We start from the raw sequence: 21,627 nt of genomic DNA on the forward strand, positions 1-21,627 counted from the left end.
AGTGGAGTGGTGACGGGCGAGGCACTCATGTGCGGCGGATCGCCCAGCACTGCAGTTCGAGATCGGGGAATTCACCCGCCACGTGCAGGGCCAGCGAACCGTTGCCCTGCAGCTGCTTCCACAGGTCGACGCTGGTGTCCATCTCGAAGTAGTGGAAGCCCGCGTGATACGGAATCTGCCGCGGCGCCACCGGCAGCAGGCGCAGGCCGACGCCCGGCAGCTGCAGGTTGACGAGGTCGCGGATGCGCTCGGCCGGGCCGATCTTGACCTGGGTCGGGAAATGCGCGCGCAGCACCTCGGGCGGCGCCGCGGCGTGCACCGCCAGCACGAACTGGGCGGACTTCAGCAGCTCGCGATCGTTGACCTGACCGATCCGCACCCCATAGTTGCGCAGCTGCAGATCGATCTGGATGGCGTTCTGCTCCAGCACCGAGGACAGCGCCCGGCGCAGATGGACCAGTAGCGGGAACAGCGACTCGCGCAGCGCGTCATGCCGATATGGCGGCCAGTCCGCCGGCGGTCGCCGCCCGGCCTCGACAAAGGTGCAGAGCTCGCCGGCCAGCGCGACCAGCTCGGAGTACAGGCGCTCGGGCGGCAGGCCCGGGCTGCTTTCCAGATGGCGGAAACTGGACTCCGCCCGATTCAGCAGCTGCAGCAGCAGGAACTCGCCGACCTCCGAGATGCCGCCGCGGCCCGGCTGCTGCAGGCGCCCGGCCAGCGCGTCGGCGCGCTGCTCGACCAGGCCTTCGACCTCGCGCAGGAAGCCCATCACCTGGCTGTGCGCGTCGATCCGCAGCACCGGCGGGATGTAGTCGCGATCGAGCACCAGCAAGCGATCGCTGCGGCACTCCACCACGCGCGCCACACCGAGACCGAGCCAGCCCTCGTCCAGCCCACGCCCGTCGACCAGCCGCAGGCGCGGCTCGGCCAGCTGGACCTCGGCGGGCTCGCCGGCGAAGCTGTTCTCATCGCGCAGCAGCGCATCGCGCACCCGGAAGCGCGCCAGCGAGGCCGGGTTCTCGTCGAACAGCACGGTCTCCGCGCCCTCGCGCGACAGCGGCAGGGCGAGATGGATCAGCTGGCCGACCGCGCCCTCCTCGAAGCTGATCGCAGGCGGCAGCTCGGCGTGCTGGGGCAGCGAGAACGGCGTGCCATCGGGCAGCACGCCCTCGGCCGCACGCAGCGCGAGCTTGCCGACGGCGAGCGCCGCCTCGTCGATCTCAAGCCGCCTGAAGCCCCAGTAGTGCGGCTCGCCCGAGAGCGCACGCTGGTGCGCGAAGAACTCCTGGTAGCGCGTGTGCTGCTGGAAGTGCTGCGGCCGAAGGAACATGCCCTCGGCCCAGGCGACCCGCTGGCGGTCCGACATCAGCGACGCTCCAGCCGCGCCAGAGCGAGCTGGTTCCGACCCACATCGAGGCGATAGCTCATCACCGGATCGGCGCGGGTCAGCACCTCGGGCAGCTTGATGCGCGAGACCTTGAGCGGCGGCAGCTCCTCGCTGGCGCGCCAGCGGCTGATGCCGATGTCGCGATAGGCGGCGACCACGCCAAAGCCGATCTGGTCGGGCTCCAGCGTGTAGCTGCGCCGCCCCTGCGCGCCCGGCTGCAGAGAGAACTCCTCTTCCAGGCTGAACTCGGCATGGTTCGGCTGCGCGCTCAGGGCGAAATAGTCCATCACCTTGAACTGCTCCAGCTTGCGCAGCTTGTAGATGCGCACCAGCACCGGCGAGGGACGTCCATTCGGGTCGGGATTGGCGTCCGCGCCGACGCGGTACTCAAGGTCGAGAGTCACCGGCACCGTGCGTCGAGGGGCCGTGGTGCAGCCGGGCAACAGGGCCGCAAGGCCGAGCCCGGCGCCGACCACAAGCAGTTTTCGGCGCCCGGGTTGCTGGAGCTGTGAAGCGTGCGGAGCGTGGGTGCGACGGGTGGTCATGGATTCGCATCCGGACATCGGAAGTGTAGGGAGACGCTGGCCGGCGCGGCGCGCGCGGATGCAGCGGTTGGGAGAGCTACTCAGGGGCGCGCTTCGGTGGCTGGCTCCAGCGCACACGCCTCCCCCCGGGTGGCCTCATCGAGCTCAGGCCAGGGCTGGGTGACTTCCCCCGGCTGGCCGATCCAGACGGCCAGGGCGCTGTAGTTGTCCTGGGTCTCGCTGGCGCGCGCGAGCACGATCTGCTCCATCAGCACCAGCCACTGTTCGGCCGACTCGGCGCGGTGCAGGGTCTCGACCATGTCCTCGTCTTCGACCGCTTCCCAGAAGCCGTCCGTGCAAATCAGGAAGGCATCGCCCTCGCAGACTTCGAAGGCGCCGGGCAGGGCGGCCGGCTCGGTGCCATCGCCCATGCCCAGGGCGGCGAACAGCAGATTGCGGCGCGCGTGGTGGCGGACTTCCGAGGGTTCGATGACGCCGGCATCGACGAAGCTCTGGACCACGCTGTGGTCCTTGGTCATGCAGCGCACATCGCGCCGGCGGATCAGGTACAGGCGGGTGTCGCCGAGATGCGACCACTGCGCACGCTGCGCGCGTCCGTCGATGAACAGAGCGGTGACGGTCGCACTCATCTTGTTGAGGCTGGCGGTGAGCTTCTGGCCGTAGCGGATCGCCGTGTCGGTCTGGCTGATCAGCGACGCGATGTGCTCGGGGTCAAGCGAAGGCGCCGCCGAAAAGGCGCTCAACAGCGTACGCACGGCAGTCTCCGACGCCACCTCGCCACCGCCGTGGCCACCGGCACCGTCGCAGACGACGAAGCACGAAGCCTGTGGCGAGGTCCAGTAGCCGCAGGCGTCCTCGTTGTAGCTGCGCGCGCCCTGCCCGCTCAGCGTGGCGTACTCGACGCGCGTGCCCCCCAGGGCGACGAAGGTGCTCACGCCGCACCACCGCTCTGCACGCGCCGGACTTCGCCTTCGTAAGCATCGACAAAGGCGCCCTGGAAGGCGGCGTCGAACTCCTCGCGTGCCTCGCCCAGCAGCTGCGTGTGGGCCGCGACGAAGGCATCCCAGAGCTGGGCCTTGTGGGCGCTCGGCAGCAGGCCGGAGAAGCCGCGAGGCCCACCGACACGCTGCTGGATGTGCTCGGGGGACAGGCGTCCGGCCATTGCGTACATCGCTGAGCGCGAGGCGGCGAGCAAGCCGACCTGGTGCGCGCTCAGGTCGGCAAAGGCGTCGCGTACCGCCTCGACCGGCGGCATGAAACCCGGCAGACCTCGCCCGACCAGCTGCAGCATCGCCGCCTGCGCGTCGGGGGCGAACTTCAGCGGGTTGTTGCCGGACGTCGCGATCATGGTCATGTGGGCGCGCAGCTCGTCCTTGGTCGAGGAGCGGGCGTGGATCAGCTGCAGTGTGCCCGCGACGAGGCTCTGGAACAGCCGGCCGAGCGTCTCCAGGGACCCCTCGTCGAGGCTGCCAAGCTGGTCGGGATCGAGTCCACAGCCGCGCGCAAACGCTGCGCTCAGGGCGTCGGCAGGCGCAGAGGATCGTCGGAGCACTGCAGCGCCGTGCCGCTGCGGAGGCTTTGTGTCTGCGGCCTGTGCAGACCTCTCCGCAGTACGCCCCTCGGCCGACTGTGCCGCTGCCGACTGCGCAGTCGATCTAGCGTCTTGGGCTTCGGCGCGCGTGTTGGACGGTGCCGCGACCACCTGCGCACTCTGCGCCGGCACCCTGGGCGCAGGCAGGTCGGGTTGCGCCCTTGGCCGCGGACCGGCGGTGCGTCCGTTGACCGGATGTTCCGCGCGTGGCGGAGGCTGATTCGGCGCTGGCAAGCCGCCTGACAACGCTGCACCCTGCCCTGGCAAGCGCGCAGGGGTCGGTGCGTTCACCATCGCCGCTGCGGGCTCGCCTGGTTCTCCGATCAGATCCAACAGGGACTGACCGTCGCCGGCATCACCTGCTCCGAGGGCCCCGAGGTCGAGTGCGAGTGGATCGAGCGAACCCGCGCTGGATGCCGCAACGGTCTGCGCCGCGGGAGGCTCGCCACCAGCACCGAGCCCAATGCCTTGCGCGCTTGCGGGCGGCTCCGCGCTGGCCGTCACCGGCATTCGGAACAGTCCGTCGACTTCGCCACCGCCCTCGCTGATCGAACCGGCGATCGCCGACTCATCAGAAGACGCAAAGTCCAGAAGCTGCCCCGAACCTCCCAGCAGACCTGCCAGGGGATCGACGAACTGACCGCGGGCGGGTCCAGAACCTGCACTTGAGCCGGCACGCACCAGGTCGAGCACCTCGGGGGCCTGGCTGGGCCCGCGCGCGTCGAAGTCCGGCAGATTGTCGAACACTTCGGACAGCGCTGCGGCCTCACCCGAGAACTCGGCAAGGCCGCAGCCTGTGTCGCTGCCGCCCGACGCCGAGCGCGGCGCCTGCGGAGCCGCGAACACGTCGAACTCCTCGGGAATCGGCGCGAACGTCGACGCGGCACCGATCGTCGCTGCGCCCTCGGCAGGGTTGCCCGCCGCAGGGAAAGCCGGTGCAGAAGCCGCATGCAACTCGGCCAGGGCCGTACGGACACCCAGCAGGTAGCGCCCCAAGACGAGGGTCTGCCCGGCGCGCAGAGCAGTCTGCGCGCCGGGCGGCAGCTCCTGCCCTTCGATGAAGACGGGCGTGGTGCCGCTGGCGTTCCGGACCCAGGCCTTGCCATGGCCGTCGAGCCAGGCAGCAAGGTGGCTGCGCGAGATCAGGCGCTCCGGGTCTTCCAGTGCGAGGTGGCAGGCAGGCGAGCGCCCAATGCTCACCGGGCTGTGGCCGATGCGCACGGCGCTGCCGGTCGAGGCCTCGCTACCCGCATAGGACAGCACATGCAGCTCAAGCGTGGCGGCGGTCATTCAAGATTCCCGGAAACGTAAGTACAGGCCAAGGGCGCAAGCGCGCCCGGACAGCCCGCGCGGCGATGGACGATCAGCGCCAGCTGCCGAGCGTGGGGACGCTAACAGAGCGTAGGCAGCGCCTCAAGACTGGTCTTACGGTGATTTGTGCTGTAGATCACCATGTCACAATCTCATCGGCAAGCACTGGACGGGCATCCGCCCGGAAAGTCCCACGCAACGCACGAATCAGGGGCATAGGCTCCAAGACCGACCACCGTGGGCAAGCGTCCGACGAACGGAAGATGCTCCCAAAATACTTCCAAATTATTGTTTTTACGCGCTTTTTTGCCAAACATGCGGCGACGCGAGCACCGGCCACCGCCCCCCAGGCGCCGCCCACGCACTGTTCTGCAAGTGCTTGATTTTCCACGCAGCGCCGCCGCATCAGCCGTCACGCGCCCGAGCTCGACGCGTGACAATTGCCGTCACAAAGCGGCAATCGTCGCTTGCCAATCTGCGTCGATTCGTTGCATCGTGACTTATCGCTGGGCGGACCATGCGCCCGTTCGACCATTCATCCGCCTCTCTTTTTGCTCCCAACGCTCCGCAGGGATATGGACCACGCCACTCTGAAGCCCACGCACGCCGCGCAGTCTCGTGGCATCGGCACCAGCGCTGATGCGGCCGCGGTGCCGGGTTCGGCGAGCGCGCTCCCTGTAGGCAGCCGCCTGCGCGAATTCGAATTGACCGGCGTGATCGGCGAGGGCGGCTTCAGCATCGTCTACGCCGCCATGGACCAGCGCCTGGGGCGTGAGGTCGCGATCAAGGAGTACATCCCTGCCAGCCTGGCTCGACGCGACGACGGCTTCAGCGTACGGGTGCGTTCGGAGCAGCACGAAGAGAGCTTCAGTGCAGGCCTCGCCGGCTTCATGAACGAGGCCCGGCTGCTGGCACAGTTCAAGCACCCTGCCCTCGTCGAAGTCCTGCAGTTCTGGGAGCAGAACGGCACGGCTTACATGGTGATGCCGCGCTACCACGGCCGCACGCTTCGCCAGGTTCTGCGCGAGCGCGGCCCGAGATGCGACGAGAACTGGCTGAAACGCACCCTTGCGCCCGTGCTGGACGTGCTGGAACTGCTGCACGAGCGCAGCGTGTTCCACCGCGATATCGCGCCAGACAACATCCTGATCCAGCGCGACGACCGCGCGGTGCTGCTCGACCTCGGCTCGGCGCGCGAGATCTTGGGCGACCGCGAGCAGTGCGTGACGGTGGTGGTCAAGCCCGGCTACGCGCCGCTGGAGCAGTACTCCGGCGAGTTCTCGCTGCCACAGGGCCCATGGACGGATGTCTATGCTTTCGGCGCGGTGCTGCATTTCGCGGTGACGGGCGCACCGCCGCAGGCGTCGATCTCGCGCGTGATGAAGGATTCCCGTCCGCTGCTGGCGGAAACGCCGCGCGCCGGCTTCAGCACGCGATTCCTGCAGGGCATCGATGCGGCGCTGGCGCTGCAGCCGGCCGACCGACCACAGTCAGCGGCAGAACTCCGCGCTCTGCTGGCCTTTGACGAAGTGCACGCGGCCGGTCCGGACCGCCTGGCAGCCGAACGTGCGCTCGACGCGCTGCACGTGGACGAAGCCATTACGGCCATCGTCAGCGCCGAGGAAATGGCCGACATCGCGGCCCAGCTCGCTGCATCCTCGAGTGCCGGGGCCAGCGCGACCATGGCCGGCTCGGAAGGGGCCCAGCCAATCGCCGCGCCCACCACCGCGCCCTCGCCGGGCAACGCAGAGGGTGCGCCCACGCAAACGGCTGCGACCGCAGCCGCCAATCCGCTGGCAGCCCCGGCGCCTGCGCCGGCAGCACCGGTGTTCAAGGACGTTGAGGACCTGGTCGCCGGCAAGCTGCTGCCGAACACTGGCGACGTGCGCGTAGTCAGTGAATCGCGTCTTGAAGCGCGCATCGACACGGAGACCCCGGTCGCCTCAGCCGGCGGACACCACCTGCCGCGCATCGCGATGCTGTGCGGGGCCGTGCTGCTGAGTGCCCTTGGCGGTTGGTGGCTGTTGTCCGGGAGCGCCGAGACGGATGCGGAAGCGCCGACCAGTGCGGCAACCGAGGACACCCGCAGCGCTCGCCGCCTCGCTCCAGTGGCGACTCCGGTCGTTGCAACAGAGCGCTCAAGCGCAGCGCCGGAGGCAGCGGCAGACAGCGTGCCAAGGCCAGAGGCTTCACCTGGCCCGGCTGCAGGCGCGATCAACCCGATCGAAGTCCTTGCGCCGCAGCCAGCCACGACGATGTCCGCCACCGCGGCGAGCTTGAATCCAGAGACCCAGCCCCAGCCGTCTGCGGCAATCCCCGACGACGTGTGGGCGTCCGCGGATGCCGTCCTGGCGACGACCTCGACGCAGCCGCTGGCGCTGGTCGACCTGCGCGACGGTGCGGCACCGGACGCAGCCGGCAGATCGGACGAAGACCGAACTGACGCGACGTCCAGCCGCCCCCAGGAAAGCACCGCCTCACCTGCAAGCGCGCCGGCCGGGCGCCGCGCCGGCCAGGCCCAGGCCGATCTGGTCAGCGTCCGGATCAGCGTGAGTCCCTGGGCTGAACTCTGGGTGGGCGGCGAGCGCAAAGGGGTGAGTCCGCCGCTGCGCGAGTTGAAGCTGCCTGTGGGGCAACACCGCATCGAGCTTCGCAACCCGGCATTTCCGGCCAGGACCGTCGAAGTCAACGTCCGCCAGGGCGAGCACCCGGCCATCGAGCACAGGTTCGGCGCCGACGGCGGCTGAGCGCATCCATCGAATCACCCAGGGGGAGAAGTTGCACATGTGGAATCGATTCAAAGCCGGCGCGGCGCTTGCCGTGATCACGCTCAGCCTTGCCGGCTGCCCCAGCCAGAAGACGGTGGCGCCACCGCCGCCGCCGCCCGAGCCCACGGCCGAGGAGCGCGCGGCGATGGCGCGCGAAGCCGCCGGTCGAAGACACGTCGATCTTGGCGTCGCCCACTTCGAAGCGGGCAACTATCCCGAGGCCGAACATATGCTGCTCACGCCCGAGGTCTGGCAGGCCAGCCAGTCCCAGCAGCTGCGCGCGCTCAAGTTCCTGGCCTTCACCTACTGCGTGAGCGAGCGACCACAGCTGTGCCGGCAGTCGTTCGAGCGTGCGTTCCAGCTCGATCCCGGCTTCGATCTCGAAGCCGCCGAGCAGGGCCATCCGCTGTGGGGTCAGGCCTACGCGGAGGCCAAGGCGGCCCAGGGCCGCTGAGCGCATGAGCGCCGACCTGCCCGATTTCAACGCCCTGCTGCTCCCGCTTGACGGGCAGGAGCCCTGCGGCCCGGAAATCGATTACGACAGCGATTTCATCGAGCTTGAGCGGGCGATCGCTGGCACGCCGGAGCGCCAGTACGGCGACACCATCATCGCCGCCGAGGGCGCCGACTTCACACGCGTCCTGAGCCAGGCCAGCGATCTGATGGAGCGCTGTCGCGACCTGCGCCTCGCGGTGATGATCACGCGCGCACTCACCCGCACGCGTGGCGCCCGCGGCGCGCGCCATGGGCTCGCGCTGATCGAGAGCCTGCTCGACGTCTTCGGCGAAGCCCTGCACCCGCGACTGGAGATCGACGGCGAACGCGACCCGCTGCCGCGCGCGAATGCGCTCGCAGTGCTCGCTGCAAGCGAGGGCCTGCTGGGCGATCTGCGCGTGCTCAAGCTGCCCACGCGGCTGATGGGCAGCTTCGAACTCGCGGAGCTGGAACGCAGCGCCGCCGGTCGCGAGGGCGCGCCGCTCAGCCGCCAGCAGCTGCACCAGCTGCTGCAGGACGAACAGCTTGCCGGCAACCCCGAGCTTGAGGCGCTGGCGCTCCTGCACGAGTCCCTGCGGCGTCTGCAGGAGCGCCTGCGACTGGAACTCGGCGTCGAGAACGCGCCCGATCTGCGACCGCTGATGACGCTGACAGCCGCGCTCAAGCCGCCAGAGGCGGACAGCGCGGACGCTGCGGAGCGCGAGGAAGCGGCGATGGAGGCACGCGACGCCGTTTCGATGGCAGCCGGCCTTCCGGCCCTGCGCTCGCGCCAAGACGCGATCCGCATCCTCGAGGAAGTCTGCCGGTTCCTCGAAGTCCATGAACCCGCCAACCCTGCGCCGCTGCTGATCCGCCGCGCGCGCGGAATGATCGGCCAGGACTTCCTCAGCATCCTGCGCGACTTCGCGCCCGATGGCGTGGCGCAGGCCGAGCACCTTGCAGGCCTGCGCTCATGAGCCCCGCTCTCGCCGCCACACACCACACCCGTTCGACCGACAGCCACGCGCAGCCAGGAGCCTCCGAATGAGCGCCTCGAAGTTCACCACCAGCAACAAGAACAGCGGCCAGAAGTTCATCGCCCGCAACCGGGCTCCGCGCGTGCAGATCGAGTACGACGTCGAGATCTACGGCTCGGAGAAGAAGGTCCAGATCCCCTTCGTGATGGGCGTGATGGCAGACCTCGCCGGCAAGTCCGGAGCGGACCTGCCGCCGGTCGCCGATCGCAAGTTTCTTGAGATCGACATCGACAACTTCGACGAGCGCATGAAGGCGATCCGCCCACGCGTTTCCTTTGCCGTGCCCAACACGCTGACCGGCGAGGGCAACCTGGCGATCGATATCGCCTTCGAAAGCATGGACGACTTCTCGCCGGGCGCCATCGCGCGCAAGGTCGAGGCGCTGTCCAAGCTGCTGGATGCTCGCACCCAGCTGAACAACCTGCTGACCTACATGGACGGCAAGACCGGCGCGGAAGAGCTCATCGGCAAGGTGCTGGGCGACCCGACCCTGCTGAAGGCGCTGGCTGCGACGCCGCAACCGAGCAAGCCCGCTGAAGCCGCCACTACCGGCAACGACTGATCGCGTCGATCCGCACCGAGGACACCCCCATGGCCAACGCCAACGCCGCACTGAAGCAGCCGCTCAGCGCCGAACTGCATGCCGACGAGTTCTCCAGCCTGCTGCAGAAGGAGTTCAAGCCCAAGACCGACGAGGCGCGCGATGCCGTCGCATCGGCGGTGCGAACGCTCGCCGAGCAGGCGCTTTCCAACAGCCTGACCATCGGCAGCGATGCCTACCAGGCGATCGAGGCGATCATCGCCGAGATCGACCGCAAGCTCTCCGAGCAGGTCAACGCGATCATCCACCACGCCGATTTCCAGCAGCTCGAAAGCGCGTGGCGCGGTCTCCACTACCTCGTCAACAACACCGAGGTGGATGAGATGCTGAAGATCCGCTTCATGCCGATCGCCAAGCGCGAGCTGCACCGCACGCTGCGCCGGCACAAGGGCATCGGCTGGGACCAGAGCCCGATCTTCAAGAAGATCTACGAAGCCGAGTACGACCAGCTCGGCGGCACGCCCTATGGCTGCGTGGTGGGTGACTACCACTTCGACCACAGCCCGCCCGACGTCGAGCTGCTGGGCGAGATGGCCAAGATCGCAGCGGCCTCGCACTGCCCCTTCATCGCCGGCGCGGCCCCCACCGTGATGCAGATGGAATCCTGGCAGGAGCTGGCCAATCCGCGCGATCTCACCAAGATCTTCGAGAACACCGAGTACACCGCTTGGCGCAGCCTGCGCAACTCCGAGGATTCCCGCTACATCGGCCTGACCATGCCGCGCTTCCTGGCGCGCCTGCCCTATGGCGTCAAGACCAACCCGATCGACGAGTTCGACTTCGAGGAGTCGACCGACGGAAGCAACCACGGCGCCTACTGCTGGGCCAACTCGGCCTACGCAATGGCTGTGAACATCAACCGCTCCTTCAAGTACTACGGCTGGTGCTCGTCGATCCGCGGTGTGGAGAGCGGCGGCGCGGTCGAGGGTCTACCCACCCACACTTTCCCGTCCGATGACGGCGGTGTCGACATGAAGTGCCCGACCGAGATCGCGATCTCGGACCGCCGCGAGGCCGAGCTGGCCAAGAACGGCTTCATGCCGCTGATCCACCGCAAGAACACCGACATCGCCGCGTTCATCGGCGCGCAGTCGCTGCAGAAGCCTTCCGAGTACTACGACCCTGACGCAACCGCCAACGCCAACCTCGCCGCGCGGCTTCCGTATCTGTTCGCCTGCTGCCGCTTCGCCCACTACCTTAAGTGCATTGTTCGTGACAAGATCGGTTCATTCATGGAGCGTCACGACATGGAGCGCTGGCTGAACGACTGGATCATGAACTACGTCGACGGCGATCCGTTGAACTCCTCGCAGCAGACCAAAGCCACCAAGCCGCTGGCCGATGCCGAAGTCGTGGTCGAGGAAGTCGCAGACAACCCCGGCTACTACACCTCGAAGTTCTTCCTGCGCCCGCACTACCAGCTGGAAGGCCTGACGGTTTCCCTGCGACTCGTTTCCAAACTGCCCTCGGTGAAGGCCGGCGGCAGCTGATTCACCCGACGTGACCCAACGCGTCGCGGCGAAGACCCCGTCAGGGCGCACAGCGCCACGGCGGCTCCACCCCTGAAAAGTGAGGATGAAAAAATGGCAACTGTTGGATTCGGCAATCCCATGCTGGGCGCCCAGGTCGGCAACTCGGCGCCCAAGGACTCCCTGCAGGAAATGTTCATTGAACTTTCCAACACCCCCGGCAGCTCGACGGACAGCAAGCACAAGGGCTGGATCGACGTTCTGAGCTGGGGCTATTCGGTGCACCAGTCGTCATCCGCGCACACCGGCGGCGGCAGCGGCGTCGGCAAGGCAAACTTCAGCGAACTGAAGTTCACCCACTTCGTCGACAAGGCCTCGCCGAACCTGATGAAGCACTGCGCTTCGGGCAAGCACCTCGACAAGCTGGTGCTGTCGGTCTGCAAGGTCGGCGACGGCCAGCAGGAGTACATGAAGGTGACCCTGAATGAGGTATTCATCACTTCGGTCACCAACATCAGCAACACCGAGAGCCCGCGTGTGATTGAGGAAGTCGGCGTGTCCTACGGCAAGATGAGTGTTGAGGTGAAGGACCAGAACTCCGACGGCTCGCTGGGCGCGGCCGTTACCGGCGCCTGGGACGTCAAGCAGAACAAGGCCGCCTGATCACCGCCCCCACCTTCGGGTGGGAGAGCCGCACGCCGAACCCCGGGTGGTTCGGCGCTGCGGAAGCTGCAGCCAACACCGACTCGGCCATCGCTCTGGATCCATCGGCAGGCCGCGCTGGAAGCGCGGCTCAGAGCTTCGCCCGGTTTGCCCATTGCCCGCTGCGGAGGCCGCTCCGCCATGGATTTCCTGATGAACGCCACGCCCTCCGTGCGGCCTGCGCAGGCACCGCTGGACGATCAACTGTCGCTGCTGATGAGCCAGGTCCGCAAATCACCCGCGGACACCCGCCTGCGGATCCATCTCGCCCAGCTGTGCATGCTGCTTGGCCAGTGGGAACGCTCGCTCGGTCAGCTGCAGGCCGTAGCCCTGGCCGATGCGGGCTCCCTGCCCTTTGCCCAGGCCTATCGCGAGGCGATCCGCTGCGAGCTGCAGCGCGCGCGCGTGTTCGCAGGCGAGTCCTCACCCGCGACCTTGGGCACGCCCGCACCCTGGTTCGCCTGGCTGGCACAGGCGCTGCGGCATCGCGCTGCGGGTGAACATGCAGCCGCGGATGCCCTGCAGTCGCAGGCCTTCGAGGCGGCCGAGCCGACCGCATTCAGGGTCGATGCCGCCGATGCCGAGTGGCTTGCCGATGCCGACAGCCGCATCGGCCCCTGCATTGAAGCTTTTCTCAACGGCCAGTACTACTGGATTCCCTTCGAGGACATCCAGCGCCTCGAACTCGAGGCCCCCACCGATCTCCGCGATCTCGTCTGGCTGCCCGCGCGGCTGGTGCTGACCAACGGCGGCGCGCACCCCGTACTGCTACCGGTGCGCTACCCCGGCAGTGAAGCCAGCAACGAGGACGCCCTGCGCCGCAGCGCCCTCACCGTCTGGAGCGAAGCCGGCGAGGCGGGTTGGACGGGCCTGGGCCAGCGCATGTGGACCAGCGATCTCGGCGAGCACGCCATGCTGGCGACGCGCTGCATCGAGCGCATCGACAGCCCTGCACTGGCGAGCGGTCATGCCTGAGTCGCCGAGTCCTGTCGGCCGCGCCTCGCAGCTGCTGCCCGCACTGCTCGATCGGCTCACCGATCTCGCCCCGCACGAGCGCCGCGAGGCGCCGCAGGCGCGCAGCATGAGCAAGGCCGAGTTCCGCCGCAGCGTGCTGCGCGATCTGGCATGGCTGCTGAATACGACCAGCGCCGAATCCGAGATCGCCTTTGACGGCGTGCCCAGCGTGCGCGAGTCAGTGCTGAACTTCGGCGTGCAGGCGCTATCCGGCAAGTATCTGGTGGAAGACGATCTGAAATCCCTCGAGATCGCGGTCACCGAAAGCATCCGCCGCTTCGAGCCGCGCATCCTGCCGGAAAGCCTGCGCGTCAAGGTGATCAGCTCGGACGGCGAGCAGGCCACGCGCAACCACCTGTCAATGGAAATCCGCGGCCAGCTCTGGGCCGAGCCTTATCCCATCGAGCTGCTGCTGCGTTCGCGCGTCGACCTCGAGTGCGGACAGATCGCGCTCGTCGACGCCACGGCCAGCTAGGAGCCGCCGTGGACCCGCGCCTGCTCGACTACTACAACACTGAACTCGCCTACCTGCGCGAAGCCGGCGCCGAGTTCGCGGCGGAGTTCCCGAAGATCGCTGCGCGCCTCGACCTGCGCGGCTTCGAGGTCGCCGATCCCTATGTCGAGCGCCTGCTCGAGGGCATGGCTTTCCTGAGCGCGCGCGTCCAGCTGAAGATGGACGCCGAATTCCCGCGCTTCGCCCAGCGCCTGCTGGAGGTGATCTATCCGAACTACCTCGCGCCGACGCCCAGCATCTGCGTGGTGCAGTTCACCCCCGGCGAAATGCCCGGCGGTGCCGGTGCCAGCTTCACCCTGCCGCGCGGACAGCGCCTGCGCGCTGCGGCCGCCAATGAGACGCGTACGGGCTGCGAGTTCCGGACCGCGCACGAGGTCGAGCTGTGGCCGCTGACGCTTGAGACCGCCCGTCTCGAAGGCGCGCCGGGCGGGCAGTCCTTCGGTGCTTCAGCCCGACGTGCGCGGGCAGCGCTGCGGCTGGTGTTCCAGCTGGCTGCGCCGCTTTCGGGCGGCGCCGAACCGCCCGATCGCCTGCCGCTCTACCTCAATGCCAGTCCCGATCTCGCGACGCGCCTGTACGAACTCGTCTGCGGCCACGGCATCGAGCTGCAGCTGCGCTGCACCGGCAAGGCCCAGGGCGCGTGGCAAACCCTGAGAACCCCCGGCGCCGGCGTGTTCGGCATCGGCTTCGACGAGAGCGAGTCCCTGCTGCCCTACAGCAGCCGCGGCTTCCAGGGCTACCGCCTGCTGCACGAATATTTCGCCTGCCCGGCACGCTTCAACTTCATCGAACTACGCGGGCTGCGCGCCGCGCTGCGCGAGTGCGAGGGCCTGAAATCCTTCGAAGTGCGCCTGCTGCTCGACCGCGATGCGGCCGACCTCGAAGCCCAGGTCGATGCGAACCGGCTGGCGCTGTACTGCACGCCGGCGGTGAATCTCATCGAGAAGCGTGCCGACCGCATCCTGGTCGACGACAGCCGCTTCGAGCTGCATCTGGTGGCCGACCGCGCAGCGCCGCTCGATTTCGAGGTGCACTCGGTGCAGTCGGTCGAGGGTTTCGGCCGGGACAATGCGATCGAAGCCCAGTTCCGGCCCTTCTATCGCAGCCTCGCCGGTGACCGCGGCAACCACGGCGCCTACTTCTCGCTGCGGCGCGAACCGCGCAGGGTGTCCGACAGCATCCTCCGCCACGGCGCGCGATCCAGCTATATCGGCTCGGAAACTTTCCTCAGCCTGGTCGACCAGAACGAAGCGCCATTCGCTTCACGGCTGCGCCAGCTTGGCGTGTCCATGACCGTGACCAATCGCGATCTGCCCCTGCTGATGTCGACCGGCGGCACGCGCGACTTCGTGCCGACCGACACCCTGCCGGTGGCCGCCGTGCGCATCCTGCACGGCCCCACCCGGCCGGCGCCCGCGGTGCCGGAAGGCTCGATCAACTGGCGACTGATCAGCCAGCTCTCGCTCGGCCACTCCACCCTGGTGGGCCTTGACGAAGGCGATGGCGCGCTCGCCCTGCGCGAACTGCTGTCGCTGTACGCCGCACTCGGCGAGCCCGCGGTGGCGCGCCATGCGGCCAGCCCTCTGCGCTCGCGGCTGCAGCCGATCACTCGCCGGCTGCCGGGTGCGGGTCCGCTCACCTATGGGCGCGGCGTGGGCGTCTCGGTCGAAGTCGACGAAGGCCTGTTCGCCGGCAGCAGCGCCTATGTGTTCGGCGCCGTGCTGCAACGTTTCCTGGCCCGCCATGTCGGCATGAACAGCTTCACCGAGACGCGCCTGCACAGCGCGCAGCGGGGCGAGATCGCCTGCTGGCAGCCGCAGATCGGCCTGAGGCCAGTCGCATGAGCGGCATCCCGGAGCCCGCGCTGGCGGCAGCGAATGAACCCGACGCGGTCGATGCCGCGAGCACGGCATCCACCGCGGGCGAGGCTGACCGTGCCGAGGCCCACGCCGGGATCTCGACGCTCTGGCAGGCTCTGGAACAAGCGCCATGGGCGCACGACCTGTTCGCCGTGCTGCGTCGCCTGCAGGCCAGTCACCCGCACACGCCAAGCTTTGGCCGTGCGCCGCGCCCGCATCTTGAGCCGGTCCGGCTGGGCCAGGAGCCGAGCTCCAGCTTCGCTCCGGCAGCGCTGGCCTCGGCACAGCGGCGGCCGGGCCGCGCGCCGAAGATCCGGGTCTACAGCTTTGGCCTGTTCGGCCCCAACGGGCCATTGCCGCTGGCGTACACCGAATACGCACATGAGCGCGCAATCCACGCCGGCGACCGCGCACTGACCGAGTTCGCCGACCTCTTCCACCACCGCTTCCTGCTGCTGTTCTTCCGCGCCTGGGCGCAGGCCCAGTCCACCGCCAGCCTGGATCGCCCCGAGCACGACGCCTTCAGTCGCTACATGGCGAGTCTGATCGGCCTGGGGCTTCCCGGCCAGGCCGAGGCCGACAGCGTGCCCCTGCATGCCCGGCTGGGACAGGCCGGCCATCAGGTGCGACAGAGCCGCAACGCCGAAGGCCTTGCCTGCCTGCTGGCCAACTTCTTCCACGTGCCGGTGGCGGTCGAGCAGCACCGTGGACGTTGGCTGCCCCTGCCGCCAGACCAGCGCAGCCGGCTCGGCGCGCCGATGGGCGCACAGCTCGGCGTGGACGCCGTGGCCGCGGCTGCGGTGTGGGATCGGCAGCACTACTTCCGGGTGGTGCTGGGTCCAATGCCGCTGCGCATCTACGAGTCCGTGCTGCCCGGGCAGCACGGCGCGCTGCAGCTGCGCGACTGGGTGCGCGGCTACGTCGGCATCGAGTTCGACTGGGACCTGCAGCTGGTCCTGCACCGCGATGAGGTCCCCGCCCTTCAGCTCGGCGGCGCGACGCGCCTGGGCTGGACCAGCTGGCTCGGTCAAACGCGCAAACCGCAGCACCGCAGCGACTACCGCTACGCCCCCGAACATCACCATCGAGTCAGCAGCGCGGCAGCCGGAAGGGCCGCCGCGAATCCGAGTCCCCACCACTGATGCACCGGAACGCCAACATGTCCTTTGCGAAACTGCTCCTTCCCGCCCCGCTGCTCGGCACTGCGCTCGCGGCGATGTTCGCCCTCGTCGCCCCGGCACGCGCGCAGACGCCGGACCCCACCCTGCTGCTTGCCCTCGACGAAATCTGGCAGCTGGAGCGTCCTGGCATCTCGACCCTGAGCGACCGCTTCGAGCGCAAGGACGGCACGCCGGCACGCTTCGAAACCGAGGTGCGCGACGCGCTGGCCTATCTCCACGTCGACGCCGAAGCCGCGGAGGTCGAGTTCGCGCGCAAGCGCTTCCCGGCCAACGCCTCGCCCTGGGGTGCACTGCCGCGCATCGCCCCGGCCAGCGCCCGCCTGGTCGAAGTGACCCTGCCGCGCAAGCGCTACCTGGTGCTGTCGGGCACGGGTGAAGGCCTGTTTGGCATCGGCGACTGGCAGCGCTTCGGCTTCCTGCATGTGGTCGACGTGAGCCAGCGCTGGGCGCCCGTGCACTACCCGCTGGTGGCGGAAGCCGGCCTGCGTGAGCGCGTCATCGGCCGCCTGCCGGGCTCGCCGGTGCTCAACTACCTGCGCCTCGTGCCCGCGCGCTGGTCGGACGCCAGCACGGTCGAGCGCTACGAAGTGCTGGTCTACGCCCTCAATCCCAAAGGCGCCGAGCGGGTGCGCACCGCCGAAGGTGAGCTGATGTCCTACTCGTTGACTCGCGATACCGAGGCCGCTCGCTGGGTGCTGGCTCCGCTGGCGCAGACCCTGATCGCCGATGCCCGCGACGCCGCGGGTGCAGCCTTCAGCGCACCGCCTTCCGCGGCGGAGCGCGCCTATACGCCCACCAACGCGCCGCAGGCCCCAGCAGCGACCACGGCAGATCCTGCAATCGCAGTGCAGGGTGCAACGCCCGCAGCGGACGCGGCCAAGCCGGCAGCTGCGAACGGCCAGTCGCCGAGCGCCAGCGATCAGCTCGCCGAAGACGCCGAAGCGCTGGCCAAGCGCAAAGCCAAGGAAGAGGCCGAGCAGGCCGCCCGCGAGTCCGCCTCATCGGCCCTCAAGAAGAAGCTGCCCGGTCAATTCTGAGTCTGCAGGTCATTCCCCTCATGAGCGAAATCTCCCGCGTCGCCCTGTTCGGCAAGCTCAACCCCACCCTGTACAAGGCGGTCGAGTCCGCCACGGTGTTCTGCAAGCTGCGCGGCAATCCCTTTGTCGAGCTGGCGCACTGGCTGCATCAGCTGATGCAGCTGGCCGACAGCGATCTGCACCGCGTGCTGCGTCGCTTCGAGATCGACGCCTCGCGCCTCGCCGCCGACATGGTGCAGGCGCTGGAGCGCCTGCCGAACACCGCGACCCAGATCCAGGACTTCTCGCCGCAGCTTGAACAGGCGGTCGAACGCGCCTGGGTCTACGGCTCGCTGAAGTACGGTCATTCGCAGGTGCGCGGCGCCAGCTTGCTGCTCGGCCTGGTCAAGACGCCAAGCCTGCGCACCAGCCTGGACCGTCTCTCGCCCGAGTTCCGCAAGATCAACGCGGATCTGCTGTCCGAACAGCTGCCCTCGATCGTCGCAGGCTCACCCGAGGACGGCCAGTTGGCCTCGGATGGCAGCGGCAGTGAAGCCCAGGGCGTTCCCGGTGAACACAGCGATGCCATCCCGCACGCAGCGCTCGGCAAGCAGGCGGCGCTGAAGAAGTACACCGTCGACCTCACCGAAAAAGCCCGCAACGGCGAGATCGACCCGATCAGCGGGCGCGACGAGGAGATCCGCCAGATCGTCGACATCCTGATGCGTCGCCGCCAGAACAACCCGCTGCTGACCGGCGAGGCCGGCGTCGGCAAGACCGCCGTGGTCGAGGGCTTCGCCAATCGACTCGCGGCCGGCGACGTGCCGCCGCAGCTGAAGGAGGTCTCCCTGCTCAGCCTGGACATAGGCCTGCTGCAGGCCGGCGCCAGCATGAAGGGCGAGTTCGAACAGCGCCTGCGTTCGATCATCGACGAGGTCCAGGCCAGCCCGAAGCCGATCATCCTGTTCATCGACGAAGTCCACACCCTGATTGGCGCCGGAGGCGCGGCCGGCACCGGCGATGCCGCGAACCTGCTCAAGCCGGCGCTAGCCCGCGGCACCCTGCGCACCATCGGCGCCACCACCTGGAGCGAGTACAAGAAGCACATCGAGAAGGACCCCGCCTTGACCCGCCGCTTCCAGGTCATCCAGGTCGGCGAACCCGGCGAGGACCAGGCCATTGGCATGGCGCGCGGTCTGGTCAGCACGCTGGAGAAACATCACCAGGTGCTGCTGCTCGACGAAGCCGTCGCGGCGGCCGTCAAGCTCTCGCATCGCTACATCCCCGCACGCCAGCTGCCCGACAAGGCGGTCAGCCTGCTCGACACTGCCTGCGCGCGCGTGGCGATCAGCCAGCACACCCTGCCCGGCGATCTTGAGGACTGCCAGCGCCGACTCGAAGGCCTGCGCACCGAGCTGGAGATCATCGAGCGCGAGGCCGGCCTCGGCATGGACGTCAACGAGCGTCGGGCGCGCTGTCTGGGCCTGATCGAAACCGATGAGGCGCTGCACGCCGAGCTGGAGGAACGCTGGCAGGCCGAACGCGGGATCGCCCAGCGCATCCTTGATGTGCGCGCCCGCATTCGCGCTCTGGATGCCGAAACCGCAGCCGCCACTGACGCCGCCGCATCCGGCGACGTAGGCCTGCGTGCGGAAGCTGCGCAGGCAGCTGACGATGCGACGCAGGCGACCGAGGCGCAGTCAGCGAGGCCCGACCGCGCCACCCTGCTGGCCGAGCACGCCGCGCTTGAACTCGAACTGCGCACCCTGCAGGGCGAGAACCCACTGGTCCTGCCCTCGGTCGACGCCAATGCGGTGGCGACCGTGGTCGCCGACTGGACCGGCATCCCCGTCGGCCGCATGGTGCGCGACGAGATCAGCGCGGTGCTCAAGCTCACTGACACGCTCGATCAGCGCGTGGTCGGCCAGAAGCACGCGCTCGAACGCATCGCGCGCCGCATCCAGACCGCGCGCGCCGGGCTCGACAACCCGAACAAGCCGATCGGCGTGTTCATGCTGGTCGGGCCGTCCGGCGTCGGCAAGACCGAGACCGCGCTGGCGCTCGCCGAGTCGCTCTACGGCGGCGAGCAGAACCTCATCACCATCAACATGAGCGAGTTCCAGGAGGCCCACACCGTCTCCACGCTCAAGGGCGCACCTCCGGGCTATGTGGGCTACGGCGAAGGCGGCGTGCTCACCGAGGCCGTGCGCCGGCGGCCCTACTCGGTGGTGCTGCTCGACGAAGTCGAAAAAGCCCATCCCGACGTGCACGAGCTGTTCTTCCAGGTCTTCGACAAGGGCTGGATGGAGGACGGCGAAGGCCGCGCCATCGACTTCCGCAACACCATCCTGCTGCTGACCTCGAACGTCGGCACCGACCTGATGATGAGCCTCACCCGCGACCCCGAGCTCACGCCCGAGCCCGAGGACCTCGCCACCGCCCTGCGCGATCCCCTGCTGAAAGCCTTCCCGCCCGCCTTCCTCGGCCGCCTCGTGGTGATCCCCTACTACCCGCTGTCGAACGAGACGCTTGCGCGCATCGTTCGCCTGCAGTTCGAACGCATCAGGAAGCGCGTCGAGGCCCAGCACGGCGTGGAGTTCCACTACAGCGATGCCGCCGTCGACCTGGTGATTCGCCGCTGCACCGAGATCGAATCCGGCGGCCGCATGATCGACGCCATCCTGACCCACACCGTTCTTCCCGAGCTCAGCAAGAGCTTCCTGACCGCCCTGGCCGAAGGCTATCGGCTGGCGCGCGTGGAGGTGGACGCAGCAAGCGAGGACTTCCGCTACCGCAGCACCCGGCGCGACGCATCGGATACCGCGGCCACGCAGGCGAGCGAATCCACCCAGGCTGCCACCGAGGAGGCGCTCTGATGCCACGCGCGCAGGTGCCCGGGCCGGTGGGGATCGACTTCAGGTGGCATGCCTTTGATCGGGGCACGCTGGCGCTGGCGCCTCATGCGCCACCGGGTCCAGTCGGACTTGAGCTCAGTGCCCAGGTCGTCGGTGCCAGCACTGTGGCCACGGCCATGGCCGTCGACGTCGAAGCGGCGATCCGCGAGATTCATGCAATCGCCCTGCCCGACTATCGCGGGCGTTGCGCACAACACGTCCGAAAAGCACTTGAGGCCGGTGGCGCGGTCATTCGTGAGCGACCGCTCTACGCGAAGGACTACGGGCGCGCGTTGATTGCGCTGGGATTCCGTGCCGTGAGCATCGAGCCCGCTGCAGCCGAGCGAGGCGATGTCGCAGTCTTCCAGGACTACCCTGGACAGAAAGTGCCCGCCGGCCACATCCAGATGTTCGACGGCAAGCAGTGGGTCTCCGACACCGTGCAGCCTCGATTTCTGGCGCACCGCATTCATTACAACGGCATTCCCTATGTCATCTATCGGCCCTGATCCGGGCATCGGGCATGGTGTGTCGACACCTGCCCATTGGTCGATGAAGGCGCTTGCAGCCAGCATGAGCCTGGTGTGGACCGGCATCCTGCTGGCAGCGCCCTCCGAGCCCTCAGCCGCGCCGGATTCGACCGTGGATACGCGACAGGTGATCGAGCCGGTGCTGGGCGTGCATGTCAATTGGCATGCGTTGGAACCAGCGAGCTTCGACCTCTACTGCGACGCAGAGCCCAGGGATAGGCGAGTGCTGGCACGTGTATCTGCTGGGAACAACGAACTGGTCTTCATCCAGTCCCTGGTCGGCATACGGCCGGATATTGAACCTGAGCCCGCGCCGCAGGCCCACGAAGAAGATTCCGGTCAGTTGGTGAAACTCATCGGCGGACGAGCCCTGCAGCTTGGCGTGAGCTCCGGACTTCCCACCAGCGACTTCCCGGAGATTCGGGAGGCACTCATGCGCGAACTGATGCGCGACTACGTTCGTCGCCTTGAGCAGATCTTTGCCGACCGGGAGGAACTCAAGCGCCGTATCGCCGCGGGCATGCGCTGCGCGGAGAGAGATCCCAATGCCCAAGCCGTTCTCGTCGAGCGTGGGCTCGCAACGCGATGCGACCCCGGCGAGAGCCCGCCAAGCGCCACGCCCGTGGCTGTTGCCAAGTACTGAACCGGAAACGCGCGTCATGGAGGCAACACCAGGCTTATGAACCGCCTATTCAACCTGACCAGCCCCTTCGGCGACGCCCTGCGCTTCGAGC

18 protein-coding genes are annotated in these 21,627 nt (G+C 68.2%); 14 read left to right on the forward strand and 4 right to left on the reverse strand.

The window, feature by feature from the left end; genetic code table 11:
* Positions 1-25: 25 nt before the first annotated feature.
* The 4 genes from tssK to tagH form a co-directional block, all read right to left on the reverse strand.
* A complete protein-coding gene (gene tssK / locus Q0654_RS08560; RefSeq protein WP_298852738.1) occupies positions 26-1,366 on the reverse strand; it encodes a type VI secretion system baseplate subunit TssK in 1,341 nt (446 codons plus the stop codon).
* Positions 1,366-1,932 carry a type VI secretion system lipoprotein TssJ gene (tssJ, locus tag Q0654_RS08565; protein ID WP_298852740.1) on the reverse strand — a complete coding sequence of 189 codons (567 nt, stop codon included), beginning with the start codon at positions 1,930-1,932 and terminating at the stop codon, positions 1,366-1,368. The genes tssK and tssJ overlap by 1 nt, the downstream gene beginning before the upstream one ends.
* Before the next feature lie 80 nt (positions 1,933-2,012).
* On the reverse strand, positions 2,013-2,867 hold the full coding sequence (locus tag Q0654_RS08570) for a PP2C family serine/threonine-protein phosphatase (protein WP_298852742.1): 855 nt from the start codon (positions 2,865-2,867) through the stop codon (positions 2,013-2,015).
* The gene (gene tagH / locus Q0654_RS08575) at positions 2,864-4,813 is read right to left on the reverse strand and encodes a type VI secretion system-associated FHA domain protein TagH (RefSeq protein WP_298852744.1); all 1,950 of its coding nucleotides are present in this window, start codon (positions 4,811-4,813) and stop codon (positions 2,864-2,866) included. Before tagH ends, Q0654_RS08570 begins: the two co-directional genes overlap by 4 nt.
* Before the next feature lie 596 nt (positions 4,814-5,409).
* Here tagH and Q0654_RS08580 point away from each other — a divergent pair.
* The 14 genes from Q0654_RS08580 to Q0654_RS08645 all read left to right on the forward strand — a co-directional run bounded on the left by Q0654_RS08580 (position 5,410) and on the right by Q0654_RS08645 (position 21,536).
* On the forward strand, positions 5,410-7,581 hold the full coding sequence (locus Q0654_RS08580) for a serine/threonine-protein kinase (RefSeq protein ID WP_298852746.1): 2,172 nt from the start codon (positions 5,410-5,412) through the stop codon (positions 7,579-7,581).
* 37 nt (positions 7,582-7,618) lie between these two features.
* Positions 7,619-8,056 carry a TssQ family T6SS-associated lipoprotein gene (locus Q0654_RS08585; protein WP_298852748.1) on the forward strand — a complete coding sequence of 146 codons (438 nt, stop codon included), beginning with the start codon at positions 7,619-7,621 and terminating at the stop codon, positions 8,054-8,056.
* 4 nt (positions 8,057-8,060) lie between these two features.
* Positions 8,061-9,053: a type VI secretion system protein TssA gene (tssA, locus tag Q0654_RS08590; RefSeq protein ID WP_298852751.1), complete on the forward strand. Its 993-nt coding sequence runs from the start codon at positions 8,061-8,063 to the stop codon at positions 9,051-9,053.
* A gap of 67 nt (positions 9,054-9,120) precedes the next feature.
* Positions 9,121-9,675, forward strand: a complete 555-nt coding sequence (tssB, locus tag Q0654_RS08595; protein ID WP_298852754.1) for a type VI secretion system contractile sheath small subunit — start codon at positions 9,121-9,123, stop codon at positions 9,673-9,675.
* A 29-nt stretch (positions 9,676-9,704) separates the two neighbouring features.
* Complete coding sequence (tssC, locus tag Q0654_RS08600; RefSeq protein ID WP_298852756.1) at positions 9,705-11,204, forward strand: type VI secretion system contractile sheath large subunit; 1,500 nt, start codon at positions 9,705-9,707, stop codon at positions 11,202-11,204.
* A 93-nt stretch (positions 11,205-11,297) separates the two neighbouring features.
* A complete protein-coding gene (locus Q0654_RS08605) occupies positions 11,298-11,846 on the forward strand; it encodes a type VI secretion system tube protein Hcp (RefSeq protein WP_298852758.1) in 549 nt (182 codons plus the stop codon).
* Positions 11,847-12,038: 192 nt separating this feature from the next.
* Entirely contained in the window at positions 12,039-12,860 is an 822-nt protein-coding gene (locus Q0654_RS08610; protein WP_298852760.1) for a type VI secretion system accessory protein TagJ, read from the forward strand.
* Positions 12,853-13,374, forward strand: coding sequence for a type VI secretion system baseplate subunit TssE (gene tssE, locus Q0654_RS08615; RefSeq protein WP_298852763.1), 522 nt, complete (start codon positions 12,853-12,855; stop codon positions 13,372-13,374). The genes Q0654_RS08610 and tssE overlap by 8 nt, the downstream gene beginning before the upstream one ends.
* An 8-nt stretch (positions 13,375-13,382) precedes the next feature.
* A complete protein-coding gene (gene tssF / locus Q0654_RS08620) occupies positions 13,383-15,257 on the forward strand; it encodes a type VI secretion system baseplate subunit TssF (RefSeq protein ID WP_298852765.1) in 1,875 nt (624 codons plus the stop codon).
* Positions 15,254-16,414, forward strand: a complete 1,161-nt coding sequence (tssG, locus tag Q0654_RS08625; protein WP_298852767.1) for a type VI secretion system baseplate subunit TssG — start codon at positions 15,254-15,256, stop codon at positions 16,412-16,414. Before tssF ends, tssG begins: the two co-directional genes overlap by 4 nt.
* A 17-nt stretch (positions 16,415-16,431) precedes the next feature.
* Positions 16,432-17,490, forward strand: coding sequence for a hypothetical protein (locus Q0654_RS08630; RefSeq protein WP_298852770.1), 1,059 nt, complete (start codon positions 16,432-16,434; stop codon positions 17,488-17,490).
* A 20-nt stretch (positions 17,491-17,510) separates the two neighbouring features.
* Positions 17,511-20,345, forward strand: coding sequence for a type VI secretion system ATPase TssH (gene tssH / locus Q0654_RS08635; RefSeq protein ID WP_298852772.1), 2,835 nt, complete (start codon positions 17,511-17,513; stop codon positions 20,343-20,345).
* Positions 20,345-20,872: a hypothetical protein gene (locus Q0654_RS08640; RefSeq protein WP_298852775.1), complete on the forward strand. Its 528-nt coding sequence runs from the start codon at positions 20,345-20,347 to the stop codon at positions 20,870-20,872. The genes tssH and Q0654_RS08640 overlap by 1 nt, the downstream gene beginning before the upstream one ends.
* A gap of 64 nt (positions 20,873-20,936) precedes the next feature.
* Positions 20,937-21,536, forward strand: a complete 600-nt coding sequence (locus tag Q0654_RS08645; protein ID WP_298852777.1) for a hypothetical protein — start codon at positions 20,937-20,939, stop codon at positions 21,534-21,536.
* The last annotated feature ends 91 nt before the right edge of the window (positions 21,537-21,627 follow it).

The sequence above is a fragment of the uncultured Aquimonas sp. genome (genome assembly GCF_937888285.1).
Taxonomy (GTDB): Bacteria; Pseudomonadota; Gammaproteobacteria; order Xanthomonadales; family Xanthomonadaceae; genus Aquimonas.

What these genes read in the sequence shown, in the direction of transcription:
- tssA (WP_298852751.1), top strand. Translation starts at nt 8,061, where the DNA reads ATGAGCGCCGACCTGCCCGATTTCAACGCCCTGCTGCTCCCGCTTGAC.
- Q0654_RS08610 (WP_298852760.1), top strand. Translation starts at nt 12,039, where the DNA reads ATGAACGCCACGCCCTCCGTGCGGCCTGCGCAGGCACCGCTGGACGAT.
- tssB (WP_298852754.1), top strand. Translation starts at nt 9,121, where the DNA reads ATGAGCGCCTCGAAGTTCACCACCAGCAACAAGAACAGCGGCCAGAAG.
- Q0654_RS08630 (WP_298852770.1), top strand. Translation starts at nt 16,432, where the DNA reads ATGTCCTTTGCGAAACTGCTCCTTCCCGCCCCGCTGCTCGGCACTGCG.
- tssE (WP_298852763.1), top strand. Translation starts at nt 12,853, where the DNA reads ATGCCTGAGTCGCCGAGTCCTGTCGGCCGCGCCTCGCAGCTGCTGCCC.
- tssK (WP_298852738.1), bottom strand. Translation starts at nt 1,366, where the DNA reads ATGTCGGACCGCCAGCGGGTCGCCTGGGCCGAGGGCATGTTCCTTCGG.
- Q0654_RS08645 (WP_298852777.1), top strand. Translation starts at nt 20,937, where the DNA reads ATGAGCCTGGTGTGGACCGGCATCCTGCTGGCAGCGCCCTCCGAGCCC.
- Q0654_RS08605 (WP_298852758.1), top strand. Translation starts at nt 11,298, where the DNA reads ATGGCAACTGTTGGATTCGGCAATCCCATGCTGGGCGCCCAGGTCGGC.
- tssH (WP_298852772.1), top strand. Translation starts at nt 17,511, where the DNA reads ATGAGCGAAATCTCCCGCGTCGCCCTGTTCGGCAAGCTCAACCCCACC.
- tssJ (WP_298852740.1), bottom strand. Translation starts at nt 1,932, where the DNA reads ATGACCACCCGTCGCACCCACGCTCCGCACGCTTCACAGCTCCAGCAA.
- Q0654_RS08640 (WP_298852775.1), top strand. Translation starts at nt 20,345, where the DNA reads ATGCCACGCGCGCAGGTGCCCGGGCCGGTGGGGATCGACTTCAGGTGG.
- Q0654_RS08580 (WP_298852746.1), top strand. Translation starts at nt 5,410, where the DNA reads ATGGACCACGCCACTCTGAAGCCCACGCACGCCGCGCAGTCTCGTGGC.
- tssG (WP_298852767.1), top strand. Translation starts at nt 15,254, where the DNA reads ATGAGCGGCATCCCGGAGCCCGCGCTGGCGGCAGCGAATGAACCCGAC.
- tssC (WP_298852756.1), top strand. Translation starts at nt 9,705, where the DNA reads ATGGCCAACGCCAACGCCGCACTGAAGCAGCCGCTCAGCGCCGAACTG.
- Q0654_RS08585 (WP_298852748.1), top strand. Translation starts at nt 7,619, where the DNA reads ATGTGGAATCGATTCAAAGCCGGCGCGGCGCTTGCCGTGATCACGCTC.
- tagH (WP_298852744.1), bottom strand. Translation starts at nt 4,813, where the DNA reads ATGACCGCCGCCACGCTTGAGCTGCATGTGCTGTCCTATGCGGGTAGC.